This window comes from Flavobacterium sp. LHD-85 (assembly GCF_030929595.1).
In the GTDB taxonomy this organism is placed as follows: Bacteria; Bacteroidota; Bacteroidia; order Flavobacteriales; family Flavobacteriaceae; genus Flavobacterium.
Genome location: NZ_JAVFVR010000011.1, coordinates 107,781 through 121,707, shown reverse-complemented (window position 1 = coordinate 121,707; position 13,927 = coordinate 107,781). Strand labels below are relative to the sequence as shown.

9 protein-coding genes are annotated in these 13,927 nt (G+C 32.9%); 4 read left to right on the top strand and 5 right to left on the bottom strand.

Features of this window, described 5'->3' with window-relative positions; all coding sequences use genetic code 11:
- Positions 1-31: 31 nt before the first annotated feature.
- The 4 genes from RB618_RS17795 to RB618_RS17780 form a co-directional block, all read right to left on the bottom strand.
- The gene (locus tag RB618_RS17795) at positions 32-1,570 is read right to left on the bottom strand and encodes a T9SS type A sorting domain-containing protein (RefSeq protein ID WP_308069988.1); all 1,539 of its coding nucleotides are present in this window, start codon (positions 1,568-1,570) and stop codon (positions 32-34) included.
- Between the two features lie 31 nt (positions 1,571-1,601).
- Positions 1,602-2,885 carry a hypothetical protein gene (locus RB618_RS17790; RefSeq protein WP_308069987.1) on the bottom strand — a complete coding sequence of 428 codons (1,284 nt, stop codon included), beginning with the start codon at positions 2,883-2,885 and terminating at the stop codon, positions 1,602-1,604.
- An 81-nt stretch (positions 2,886-2,966) separates the two neighbouring features.
- Positions 2,967-4,481, bottom strand: a complete 1,515-nt coding sequence (locus RB618_RS17785; protein WP_308069986.1) for a hypothetical protein — start codon at positions 4,479-4,481, stop codon at positions 2,967-2,969.
- 43 nt (positions 4,482-4,524) lie between these two features.
- The gene (locus RB618_RS17780; protein ID WP_308069985.1) at positions 4,525-6,384 is read right to left on the bottom strand and encodes an O-antigen ligase family protein; all 1,860 of its coding nucleotides are present in this window, start codon (positions 6,382-6,384) and stop codon (positions 4,525-4,527) included.
- A gap of 311 nt (positions 6,385-6,695) precedes the next feature.
- Here RB618_RS17780 and RB618_RS17775 point away from each other — a divergent pair, with 311 nt between their 5' ends.
- From RB618_RS17775 to RB618_RS17760, 4 genes are all read left to right on the top strand, one after another.
- On the top strand, positions 6,696-7,793 hold the full coding sequence (locus tag RB618_RS17775) for a hypothetical protein (RefSeq protein ID WP_308069984.1): 1,098 nt from the start codon (positions 6,696-6,698) through the stop codon (positions 7,791-7,793).
- 727 nt (positions 7,794-8,520) lie between these two features.
- Positions 8,521-8,967 carry a hypothetical protein gene (locus tag RB618_RS17770; protein ID WP_308069983.1) on the top strand — a complete coding sequence of 149 codons (447 nt, stop codon included), beginning with the start codon at positions 8,521-8,523 and terminating at the stop codon, positions 8,965-8,967.
- A gap of 41 nt (positions 8,968-9,008) precedes the next feature.
- Positions 9,009-10,310 (top strand): hypothetical protein, encoded by a 1,302-nt coding sequence (locus RB618_RS17765; protein WP_308069982.1) that lies wholly within the window; start codon positions 9,009-9,011, stop codon positions 10,308-10,310.
- Positions 10,311-10,369: 59 nt separating this feature from the next.
- Positions 10,370-11,464 (top strand): thioredoxin family protein, encoded by a 1,095-nt coding sequence (locus tag RB618_RS17760; RefSeq protein WP_308069981.1) that lies wholly within the window; start codon positions 10,370-10,372, stop codon positions 11,462-11,464.
- 727 nt (positions 11,465-12,191) lie between these two features.
- On the opposite strand, the gene RB618_RS17755 is transcribed toward RB618_RS17760, so the two are convergent.
- Positions 12,192-13,802, bottom strand: coding sequence for a serine hydrolase (locus RB618_RS17755; protein WP_308069980.1), 1,611 nt, complete (start codon positions 13,800-13,802; stop codon positions 12,192-12,194).
- Between the last annotated feature and the right edge of the window lie 125 nt (positions 13,803-13,927).

Sequence of the window (13,927 nt, the reverse complement as noted above, 5' to 3'; positions counted from 1 at the left end):
CACTATTAAAATAAGTCTATTTTTCATCTGTTTACTGTTTAATTAAAATTGTAGTTTTTACTTCGTTGTTATATTTTAGTTTTAAAGGATAGTAACCTGCAGGCAGATTGAGCGAAATTGTCTTGCTCTGGTGTCCGGCTGCCATCTGTTTCCACTCTCTGTTGTATAAACTCACACCATTCATGCTGTAAATCTCTACGCTGACATCCATTATGGTATCCAGGTCAAAGCTTATATTAAACTCACTTGAAATGGGATTTGGAAATATAACAACTGATGAAAGGCTTTCTTTTGTGGGCTTAACCGTTTCGCTTTTTTGCATTATTAGAAACATGGGTTTCTCATTTTCATGTCTTTTGCTGTCATAAAGCTGAATGTTTCCTGCAAGAAATAAGACGTCGTCTGTTTGGATAAGCTGGATTTGAGCTTCTTTTATTTCATATGAAGTAGGAGAGCCTTTATGATAATAGTCCACAAGTTCTATATTAGAATCTTCAAACAAAACTTTATTATTCTGGATCTCTCCTTTTAACTTTACGTTTTGACCTGTTTTTTCTTTTAACAAACCAGTAATTTTTTTTCCATTCTGCACAAAGTTTAGCTCTAACGGAATAGTAGTAATGATGTTTTGTCCGCTCCAGTCGTAACGAACCAGACTTCCTGAGTAATTTCCAGTTAAACTATTGCTTAAGGGAAGCTGCTTGACTTTCATGAAAGTCTTGGGAGCTTCATTATTGCTGAGATCTGTTACTTCATCAAATGGTTTTGACAATGTTTTGGCTTGATTTGGTTCTGCATTTTCCGGAATCGATTCAGATAATTCACGATCTGATGATTTTACTCCCAGCGAAGCAGATTTGGTTAGCCAGAATTTTGCTTTTTCCGTATCTATGGCTGTTCCATATCCATTTCTATAGCACAGCCCAAGCATATACATAGCGAATTTATTGCCTTTCTGTGAAGCGGTTTCAAAAAGCTGTAATGCTTTGGAATAATTCTGCTGAGAGCCGAATCCCTTGTAGTATAAGTATCCCTGAGCGTAAATACAGTGCACGTTACCATGCTCGCTGCCTTGTCTGAAGATATCTAAAGCTGCTGCGTAGTCCTGGGGAACATCTATCCCATCTTTGTAAATTTCCGCCCATTTCTGCCAGGCTTCTTTATAGCCTGCCTTAGCCGCTTTTTCAAAATAGGAAACAGCTTTATTTATATCTTTTGCTTTTCCCACGCCATCCTTATAAAGAAGGGCTAAATTGTACCAGGATTTTGCATATCCGCTTTCTCCCGCCTTCTCGAGCCATTTAATACCCTCTGTTTCATCTACAGGGGTTGCTATGCCCTTAAAGTAAATTAGTCCGAGTCCATTCATGGCTCGAGGATTGCCTTTTGAAGCAAGGTCAGTGTAGGTTGCTACTGCTGCACGCGGATTATAACCTAGGCTTCCTGCAATAAGCTGTTTTTCAGCCCTGTATAGAGCGTTCTTGTCGGTAATTGATTCCTGCCCATGGCATAAGAAGGGGCTGATACCGCACAGAAGCAGCGTAAGTGCTTGTCTAGTAATTTTTTTCATGGTTTGTATTTAAGGTTAGATAATTCGTGCTTTACCAGGTGAGCTCATTTTTTGTGGCAATTCCTTTCGATTTGTTTCGAGCGATTAAATCCAATTTCTTTAGAAGTTCTGGTTTTTTCTGTTCTATATCTCTTCGGTAAAATGAGTATTCTGATGTATTATACATTCTTGCTTTCTCATCAGCAATTAAAAATTGAAGTTGGTATGCTGCAAATTCTTTTACCACAGCATCCTGATTGAGACCTTTTATTAGTCCTTCCATTTCCAATTTTTTCCAATTTTTTTGAGCAACTTTTAATGACTGGTTCTTATTTTTACTTGCCAGCCAGATGTCAATTTGTTCCGTAGTTAAAATCTTTATAACATTTTCATACTCTGAAGGTTCTTTAATTGGCAGTTTACTGGTAAGATCCCTTTCTTCATTTTCAAATCTTAGAGCCACTAACTGCTTATACTTTGACAATATGGAATCAGTTTGTGAAGAGGTAAGCTTTATATCTCTTTCATATTTTATAATTGTAGAATAGGTATTGTTTTTATATTCACCTGCTGATAATATATTGGCTCTTATTAAAAGAGGCGGTTCCTGAAGAGCAATTTTTTCAGTCTCAAATGCAAGTTTCTTTTTGTCATATTGTTCGGAATCTGCATCTAGATAGCTGTTTTTAAGCAGATGGTATTTTTCCAGTTCAGCATACTGAACACCATTGTTTTTATCTGTAATGAGATTAAGCTGTTTTATTCTCTCCCAGTCTTTTTTGGCATCTGTTTTCGATTTATCTCTGTAAGTGATCTGCAGTAAGGAAACGTACTGTTCTTTAGTGAGTATGCTGCTGAGTTTGCTGTTATAAAAAGCAATAATTTCTTTTTTATCGGTAAGTTTCTCAGTAGGCTGTACATCTTTTTGCTTTCGGATTTTATTTATCTGATCAGGGTTAAGCTGTAAATCTGCCGCAAATTTTAATGCGGTCAGAAAACGGTCACTGTTGTTGTTTTCAAACTCATAGCAATCGTATTGATATGGCGTTAGTGTTGTTTTAAGCGTTTGGCTGTCGTCATTATAGAAGCCAGCAAGCTTGGAAAGGGACTCTCCGCTGGCGAGACTTTTATTTGCCAGACTGTCTTTTATAAAAAAGCTTCGCCCCAGTCTTGATTGCTGCTCTTCACTTAGGTTGACTAGAGTTGAAATCTGCTGCACCTTCCAAACTATATGGGCAGGAAGGTTTCTAATTGCTTTATCGTTAATTTGTGCGGTAAGGAACACCGGACAAGTCAACAGCCCAAGCATTATGGCTGGTAAAGTTTTGTTTTTCATTTTGAGATAGTTTTGTATGTATGTTTATTTTTTGTAATCGATTACATTTTTAGGTAAAAAAATGCGGATTCTTAGATTATTTTAATACCAGGTCCTGCTGCCGTCATCTCCAACTGTAAAAGGTCTTTCCAGCTGTTTGGTATCACTCGCCACCAAAAGCAGTAAGGCATTTTTTGGAACTTTTTCAAATTTTAATTCTGATACAGCAGTGGAGACATTCTGAATTCCTGCTATTTTCCACCCGTCCTGCCAGTAAAATAATCTGTATGAAACCCCTAGTTTAAACTTTAAATATTTCTCCTTTTCTGCTAAAACAATATCTCTCCTCTCGTTAAGATCAGGAACCAATATCTTATTATCATTTGAACCAACAACTACTGGTGGGCCTGCAGGAACTAATTTTCCATTAATGAAGTATTGGGGTATGATAACTGTTTCTTTACAAATAGAGGTAAATACGGTTTCATTATTTATGATGGTTCCCCACCAGAAAGGCTGCCAAATTAGCCCATTAAATGTTGTGGCGTATACAATTTTTGACTTGTTATAAGTCTGATAGAGAGAACAGCTGACATCTCTAGTATCCCAAAAATCTTTAGTTACATCAATATAGTTTTGCTGCTGCAGTATTCCCGGCGGAATTTTCCTGATGTCTTCAAAGGAAGCAAGTGTATTCGGATTCTTAGAATAAGTTTTTCGAAGTACTTTTGCAGGTTCTCTCTGCAGTTTTTCTTCAAAACTTTTCGCACCGTAATCGCAGTAATTCTCTTTCATCTGATCCCCGAAGAAGGTATTCATGAAGTGCCCTCCGGTTGATGTAGCCCAAAAGGGGATAACATTTACTGTGGCGGGTATGCCTTGGGAACGCATTATAAATACACCCAAATCAGCTATGTCAGGACAAGGACCCTGTTTTCTCTGCAGGAGCTGTAATGCACTAAGTCTTGGCAATGGCTCTTTTCTTTGTTCGCCCCATGTGTTGGTAAACCATTTATCATAGTCATCCTTTACGTAAGGCAGTACCTCACTGAATCCTTTAGATGATATTTCTTTATCGATCCACTTAAATTTTTCAGAATAGGAGCTTCGCCATTCCTGAATAGGTTCCACATCTATGCGATAAGGGAGTATATATTCACAAAAGTCATTAAAGGAAATGTTTTTCAATGGCGTATCCTGCCATGATTTGAATGCTTTTTCTAAATTTTTTATAAGAAAATCTGCCGTAATGGTTTCGATGTCCTTTAAGATGACGGGTACAGGTTTTATGCCTGGATTCTGTTCTTTCAGTCTAATAAAAGCCTCTTTAGCCTGTTCAAAATCAGTATATTCCAGTTCGCTGTATGCTATTTTTTGTCCAGAGCTGTTTTCCCAGTAATAATCTGATGTGTGGTGAATATCCATATTGGTTATTAGGAAATCCATCGCTTTAAATTTAAGCTCGTTGTTTTTGCCCGAAAAATGTTTCAGCGCCTTTTCAAGTTCTGACCTGTTGTTTCCCGCTTTTTTTAAAGCTATTTCCAGTTGGGGAGAATACTGGGCAGATGAAGAAATAAATGTAAATAAGAAAATTAATTTCAATGCTGTTTTAAACATGGTTACTTTGGTAGTTAGTTGAGATTATGATATGAACTGTAAACTAGAACAGTATTTTCTCTTTCTGCTGGCTGGCAATTTTTAGTAGATTATAGCACATCTTTTTATAGCTGTTTACTTTATCTGAAGGTATCTTAGGCTTGGTATGAATGATTTCCGATGCCAGACTCAAAGCCTTTTCGGTGTTTCTGTTTTTTAGATACATCTGCAGTAATGCCATTTTATAAATGAATCTAGATGGGTCTAAAGAGGTCAGTATTTCATATTCTTTTATAGCTTGAGGATATTTATTCATTCTTTCATAACATATGCCGCTGTATGAATATACTTCGGGAAGGGAAGTGGCTTTTTTTGCTTTTTCAAAGCAAATAACGGCTTTCGAATACTGGCCCATATCGAGATAAATCCGGCCGTAATTTTCCCAATAATCGCTTTGAAAGGAGATTTTGTTTTCTAATGCGGGCATAATTTCTAGAGCTTTCTGGTAATTTCCCGCATTTCTCAGCATGGCTGATTTTTTATTTAGCCTGTCAGAACATGCTGCCGATGCAATAAAATACATTAGATAAATACACGGCAAAGTCAGTACGGTCCTATAAAATACAGAAGTTATTCGATTTGTTTTGGGATATGCATGCAGAAAAAGGATTTTGATAGGCTGCTGCACACTTGAAATCATAGCTGCATATAAAATAAGCATAAAAACCAATGGAATAATCTGAAGTGTAGAATTGACCATTGACATTGCAATAAAAGAGCCCACGCCTGCATAAGCGACATTTATAATGTTTTTATCAGATGATCTTGATGTCTGTGGTGAGACAGAATTTTCAGCATCTTTCTTATTATTTTTAATTTTTAAAAACAGTGAGGTGAAAAATGAACAAACAAGAAATAGCCCTATAATGCCTCCTTCGACCCAATTTTGGATTAGCTCATTGTGAGGCATTATTACAGGTCCTGCGTTTTGAATTTCCGCAATTGATGCGTATCCTTTCCTTATATAATCTGACTGAAATAAATTATATTCCTTTTCAAATAAGCCGTATCCATATCCTGTATAGGGTTTTTCAGATGCCATCTTAATGGATACACCCCAAATGAATTTTCTTCCATCGGCGGACTCTTTTTTGGCGTTGTATAAACTAGAAAATAACGGAGCTAATATTAGCAGGGCAATAACAATTAATGCCCTGTAAGAATTTTTGTTTTTTTTGTCTCTAATCCAGTTGATTAGACGGAATTCTAAGAAGAAGTATATTAATATTGAAAATAAAAAACCAATCAAAGAAGTCCGGCATTTCAGCATCATTAAGACAATAACAACAAATACGATATTTAAAATTATTAGACTTTTAAAACTGCGGCGAAGCAGAAACATATGCACCGGCAACGTCAAAGAAAGAAACATAGCGGTGACATTAGGATTATTCCACGTTCCTGTAACTTTGTAAAAAATGTTTTTGCTATCTGCGAATCCGAAGTATTGGAGTATACAATAAATTGACTCTAATGCTGTAATAAATACTATTCCATACATCAATAGATTTATATCAATCATTTTTCTTCTAAGCAGATTGCTGATAATAACCAGCAGAAGATATAACGTTATCATTTGGATTGAAATTAAGGCAGTTGCGGATTTGTCTGAAAAACGTAACAGAACATAACAACACCAAATTCCAAACAAAGTATTTGTAGGGGTTAATGCAGAATTTAAAGGCGATTTACATAAAATGCCGATTATAACAAATGAAAGAGAAAAGATTGTAAATGTGTAATATGGCCAACTTATCGGAGAATAAAAAAAATCAGAAGTGACAAGTGCTGATAAAAAAATGTTTAACAGAAAGATGGTTAAAAACAGTTTTACAGCTGGCACTGAAAAGTATTTAAATTTCAATTTTGTTTTTTTTTAAGTTAATTGTAGGACAAATCTATAATATTGGACTATTATTTTTATTAATGCTTTAATTTTTGATAAATTATGTATTTAGATGTCTTTTTATTATTTTTTTTAAAATTAAATGTCAATTAAACACTTGTTAAAATGATTTAAATGTAAGAAATATGTTAATTTACGTGATTCCTCATTTTGAAAAATGGAGACAATTTTATAAAAAAAAAGAAAAAAAAATGCTACGAAGCACCTCTATAAGCTATATGATATTTTTTACTTATTGTGAAAGTGACTATATTTGAAAAAATAGATTAATGAAAGTGCTAAAATTTCCTTTTATATTTTTCCTTTTTATGTTTGCCAGTGTCAAGAGTACTGGAGCAAATAATATGGCAGGAAATGAAGTAAGTTTTGAATCTACAACTACTTATAAACTGCTCAAGATGGACACTGTTTTTTATGGAAATAACAGCATTGAAATAGATTCCTATAAAAAAATGTTTAATAAAGCAATAGAGAGGATAAAAGGCAAATTTTCATATCATGAAATAAAAAATGCAGATTCTCTGGTAGCTGTCAGCATACTTAAAATTATCGACAGTACATTGACAGAAGAAAATTTTCTTTTCAAGACAGGTCAGAAAAGGAATTTTGACTTTTTGACTGGTGCTATGAGAGAGCAGTTTAGTTTTGAAAGTGCCGGTCTGAGGCAAAATGAATATAGAGAGAAATATTGGCTTAACAGAAAGGAAAAATTATGCAGATTTATTGATTGTGACCTCTATTGTGAAATTTACATTGGAATAGGGCAGATGGCGGGACTTCCGTTGAAAATGGTTGAGATTCCAAGTCATAATTACATTAGATGGTTATTTGCGGATGGAGGGTATATTGTCTGGAATGGAAATGACGGTAAAGTGTATGCTGAAAATAAGATGGAATGTTACTATAAGCTGACAGACAGTAACAGGAGTCATTATCTTTTTAACTTTCAGGAAAATAATATTTTAGGGTATTATCTGTTTTTGATCGGTATGAATTTCCATTTTAGGAATCCAGTGGATTTGAACCGTGCGAAAGAGTTTTATGAGTTGTCGATAGAACTTGATGGCGATAGACCTTCGACCCTTAATAATTATGTATGGCTTCATATAATGAGTCCAGAGCTGGATGATAGTTTCAAAGATAAAAAAATGATGGTCTACATTGATAAAGCGATTTCTCTGGAAAAGAACTTAAATTTTTACGATGCAAAAGCATGCCTTTATGCTCTTCAAGGGAATTTTGCAGAAGCTTTGAAAGTTCAGAGTGATGGATTAAAACTTTTACACGATCCGTTCTTTAAAAGGAAGAAAGCAGAGAATCATTTTAAATGTTTCTTGAAAAATGAAGTTTGCAGGGAAATCCCTTAGATCCTTATTGATTAAAAATTGAAATATGAATTCCAAATTGAGTCAATGTTTAGCATAACTTAAGATTTTTTCTAAGTCTCTTTACTTTTATTCGTTTTTTAAGGAGTAATAACCGGTAACAAAATTAATTTTTTTCTTCATTATTGGTGTTCGAATCCTGTTAAGTTATCGAATGGTAAATCAACTATCTGTGCTGCTTTTTATATAAATATATACACTCAAGCAATTTTGCTATTATTTTAAAGAAACAAAATGATAGCAAAAATGACTCAAAGTTAGCGTGTTTAATAGCATAAATAAAAAAATGGCGCCAATTGTCTTCAATTGGCGCCATCTGGCTGAGTGACGGGGACAGGACAAATTACAACATCATTTTTGGATGATTTAAAGAAATTAGCTTTCTATATGTAGTGTCTGTCTTCCATTGGCTATGTAAATTTGGTTTAGATGTCCTGTTGGGGATTGATGTAAAAATCTATTTAATTCCAAAATAATTCGTAGATAAATATTTTAAGATAATTGTTTATTTAAAAATAGACACATGGAAAATTTATAGCAAAAAGAAATCAAGTATAATTGGGCAAAAAAACAAATGGTTACAATTATCTCAGTAGACTTAATTTAAGAGAAAAAGCAATTAGTGATTCTTTGTCAGTTGATAAAATTCCTAACTTCGTTTTTATTATAATTGCAAAACCAAAATTTGTAAAAAAAACTGACTGTAATAATGACTTCGAAATTTATTTTATTTTTTATTTTAACATTAACAACTTGTTTTAGCCAAAATATTACGGATCCTTTGCCAACCGCTGAAAAAGAACTTAATGAATGCATTAAAGCCAATAGCAAGGAAGAGTTAAATTGCAGAAAAGAATACTATCATGAACTTCAGTTCTGGGAAACAGAAGTTTTTAATGCTGTTTTAGAAATTGTTTATGGAAATAGAACTGAAGAAGAAAGAGCAGCATTTGAAAAAAAACAAGCGGAATGGAAAGAGACAACATATTATTATTTTGCAAAGACCATGAAGGAGTTTCAAGTGAAGCATCCTGGTAAATTTGTGTGGGATAATGATTCTGCTTTAAAACCCGATGCCAGAATCTTTTATCAAAAAAATGCCAAATATTATACGGATAGGATTTCTTATTTATTAAGTTTAGTAAAAAAGAAATAAAGGATGTAAAACAAAAAGAACTAATTAAAAAATAGAGGGTGTTGATTACAAATAGCTATTCATCAAAAAAAAATAAAAAACAGCGAATTTATTTTACTGTATTCTCATTTATTATTTTGCCTTTTTTCCATACAATCTTAGCTCAAGACGCAAATAAATACACATTAATTCCTGATATTAATTTTGAAAATGCTTTAAGGGATTCTGGTTATGATCATGGTGTACCAGACGGAAAAGTTCTTACTGCTGATATTGCAAAAGTAACGGAACTTCATCTTAGAAATCGTGATATAAAAGATTTAACCGGTATAAATGATTTTGTTTCATTAAGAAAACTGATTTGTTTAGAAAATAAGCTAACCAAGTTGGATTTATCTGATAATTTGGCATTAACCACTTTGAATTGTGAAGAAAATAAATTAACCATATTGAATATTAGCAGAAATGAAGCTCTGATATCTTTGAATTGTTCAAATAACAGGATAACCGCATTAGATTTAAAGCAAAGTGTGAAATTGACATCTTTAAGTTGTGATAGAAATCAATTAGATGAACTAGATGTTTCTAAAAATATAAGTTTGCGTGAATTGCGATGCGGAAAAAATAAATTAACTTCCTTAGATATAAGCAGAAATATAGTTTTAGCTAATTTTTACTGCAATACCAATCAGTTAAAGGCATTAGATTTATCACATAATATTAATTTGATGTCATTCGGATGTTCTGAAAATCAAATAACAGATATAGATCTTTCGGCAAATCTTTATTTGTCGAATTTTTCTTGTAGTAATAATCCATTGAACAAGTTAGATCTAACACATAATATTTATTTGAGTTATTTAGTTTGTATGAATACGCCATTGACCAACTTGGATTTAAGCAAAAATATTGCTTTGAATAAAGCGTATTTAGACGAAAATAAACTGAACTCTCTTGATGTCTCAAAAAATATAAATTTAACGTACTTGAGCTGCTATAAAAATCAGCTAGTTAAATTAAATGTAGCCAACGCGCCATTAAACGAGTTGGTTTGTTATAGCAACAAGTTGGTTGCCCTTGATGTAAGCCAAAATCCATTATTGCTCAGTTTGACTTGTTCGAACAATCAGTTGGTTAGTTTGGATATTTCGCAAAACCCGAAAATATATGCGCTCTATTGCAACTCAAATTCACTTACGAGTTTGAATATTAGTAATGGAAACAATCAAAACCTGAATTTTCATGCCTATTTTAATCCCAACCTTAAATGTATTCAAACGGACAAAGATATAGTTCCTCATTTTAACTGGCGGAAAGATGGAATCGCTAATTATAGCTCAAATTGTAAATTAATAACTTATTAAGTAAGAAATTTACGAATCTTTTAGTTTTTGAATTAACACTTTGTCACAATAAATATATTATGAAAATTAAAAATATAGTAATACTAATTTTAATATTGCCTTTTTTTTCTTTTAAGTCGTTTGCAAAGAGAGAGGGAAAAATAACGGCCGATCTTTCCCCAATTAAAAATTATTTTGATCATGTCGTAATAAAAATGACAGGCTATGCAGAATTTGGAGATTCTGTCGAGACAATTGATACCATAAAGGCTATAGGAGGGAAATTTGAGTATCATTTTTCTGTACCGGAAACAAGAATGACAACTATTGTGCTGTTAAAAAATAATGAAGAAATAACTGATCTTGCAGTCAAAGACGCAGCGCTTTCTGAGGAGTATGGCTATGATGGAGAGTTTTTAGTTGGAAACGAGGATATAAAACTCAGTTGTACCTATCCCGAGTGGCTTGGAATGCCTTATGTTCAAGTTTCCTCTATAGGTTTGAAAGAGCACAAGTTGTACAGTTGGTTGAATATACATGATTTAAATTATCACTATGTAAATAAAGATTTTATTAAAAAACATCCTGATAGTTACAGTGTATTGCAGGCCGTTTATTTTCAAAGAGGAAGTTTGCAAACGGATGATATCGCTAGCATGATCGAATTATTTTCTGATGAATTGAAACATTCGAAAAGTTATGCTGCCATAAAAAAATACCTAAGTAAAATAAAAATGCTGCAAAAAGGTGAATTTGCAACAAGCTTTAATTGGTTTGATGTGAATGGGGTTGCATATGATTTTAAATCGGTTTTAAATGGCAAAAAATACGTTCTAGTTGTTTTCTGGTCAAGTGATTGCGAGTCGTGCAGGTATGAGGTCAAATTTGCAAAAAATATAGAACAGCGATATGGAGATAAAGTCAGCATCGTTTATTTAAGTATTGACACTGATTTTCAAAAATGGAAACAAGCAGTTGAAGAAGAAAAAATGACTTGGTATAATTTGTCAGGACTTCCAAACAGTAAAAAGACCGTCGCAGAAAATTATTATACTGATTACGCTCCAGAATTTCTATTACTTGACACCGAAGGAAAATCATTAATGCCGAATAGCTGCCATCTATTTTTTGAAATTGAAAGTTTCTTTAAAAACGAATTGAATCTTTCCAAATAGATATAGGAAATTAAAAACTGGAGTTAATTGTTTTTTTGCCTGATTAAGCAGCAAGCAGTAATCGAAGATTGGAGCTATTGAAATGCTATTTAAATTAGCGTAGGCATGCTTAAATGTTTTTTAGGAGCTCTTCCCGCTATACGTTTCATTCTTTTGTGCCAAACCCCGACACAAAAGGATTTTCACTGCTATCGGGGCTAGGGCCGCTATGACGCCCTGTTTCTTCTTTTGAGAACTGATAGTCCAACCCAATTGTTGCATTAAAAAATCATTGGCAATTCAATGCTGATTCGACAAGTTATTCTCCTGAAAGCAGAGGTTTTCTTTTTGAAATAGAAGATACGGCAGAACCTTTCTAAGCCTTGCACTGATTTTTCAATTGTGCAAGTATCGCTTGCACAATTCATGGTATCGCATTGGCCGCTTGGTTTTATTTTTAGTTCTGATTTCTCTATAGAAAATGCACACTAGATAGGTTAATAGCTTGATTAAAAACAATAAAGAAATGGCGCCAATTGTCTTAAATTGGCGCCATTTGGCTTTTGTGACCCTTACTGAACAATTTACAAACCATTTTATGAATGATTTAAAGAAATTAGCCTGGTTTCAAGTGAATTTGTAAGATAATTATTTTAGGTTTTATCAAGAAGTGGTTTGTATGTATCGTAGAGGTTTAATGTTCGTGCTACTCACGGCAAGGAATCCCTTAGCTGTTGTAGGTTGTTTTTTAACTTTTCTTGAAAATTTTGTATTTTGGTTTTTCGTAATCTGTTATGTCCAAAATAATATCATAAACACCTGTTAAAATTTCTATATTATCTCCTTTTGGCATTATTCCGTCGCTCGTATCTTTTCCAAAATTTAAAGTCCAATCGTCATTAAAACGAAATTTAAACTCTCCTGTTTTTAGAGTCATATTTTTAATTGTCCAAATTCCTTTTGTTTCAGTTTCAACAAGTTTTGCATCAGGACCTTCCCAGCCATTTTCTGTTGCACTTCCTGCAATTCCCCAAGAAGGAAATATTTTTTTTGCTTTTTTTAGTTGATTTCCTACATGAAAATTTAATGACTCTATTTGTGAAGTCTCGTTTCTTTCAAAAACTACATCACCCATTAATTCTTCAGCGTAAAACAAATTTTCTTTTACAGGAAATAGAATAGTTGTGGGCCCATTTCCACTTTGCAATTTTAATTTATTGTTTTCAAGGGTAAGGTAAATTACAAAATTGTTTTCTACTTGATAAGTTCCCAGATATTGCTTTAAAGTTTCTGAGCTCATGTTGGCGACAATTGGAATTTTATAATCTTTATTATATAAATTATACAAAGTTTTTATAATAGCATAAGTGGCAGTGTCTAAACCTCTTTCTGTATTTGTAAGTAGTATAATGCAGATATCATCTTCGGGAATTTGAACAAAATTGCTGCAAAAACCTGCTGCATAACCACTATGGCCAACTGTCATTTTTTTAAACATCGGCCTTATAATCCAGCCATAGCCATAATTGTTTTTGAAAGGTGTATATGCTTTTTCTAAACTTTCTTTGGAGATAATCTTGTAATTTTTTAGTCCATTATAATATTTATTTAAATCTTCAACAGTTGAGTATATTCCACCAGCAGCAAAAGGCATAGGCGGATCATAAACAATCGATGGTTTTTGTTCTTTTTCAGAAAAAATCTCATACCCCGTTGCTTTATTTTCACTTTTCAGATTTTTAAAAGCAAAACCACTTTGCTTCATTTTCAATGGTTTAAATATGTATTTTTCAACTGCTTTTTCGTAACTTATTCCAGTAACTTTTTCAATTATATAGCCTAGAAAATAATATCCTGAGTTAGAATAACTCCAATCAGTTCCAGCAGGAAAATCCAAAGGTTTAGTTTTTTGAAATTCAACAAATGATTTTTCTGTTTGGTCTTTCATATCATTGCCTCTAGTATATTCATAAATTCCAGAGGTATGGGTTAGCAAACTTTCAATTGAAATAGTATTTGCATCAGGATAATCCGGATAGAACTTTGAAAGTTTATCCTGTAATGAAAGTTTTTTTTCTTCTACTAATTTTAAAATTACCGTTGCTGTAAAAGTTTTTGTAATGGAATATATTTGAAAAATACTGTTAGCGTTATTTTCCTTTTTTAAAGTGACATTTGATAATCCATAACCTTTATTTAGTAAAGTTTCTCCTTTTTCAGAAATAAAAACAGAACCGTTAAATAGATTTTGTTGATTGTAAAATTCAAAAAGCTGTTCTAATTTTTCTTTCTTACTTTGCGTAAAACCCAATTGTGTTATAAATAATAAAATAAAAGTGATTGATTGAATTGATTTCATGTTTTTTTGACTTTTTATTGAATTCTAACTAGCGGTTAGTCCTTTGTGATAGTTGGGTAAAATTATAATAAAAGATTACAAATAAAAATGCCTTACTGAATTTCAAGCAAAATTGAGAGTACAAG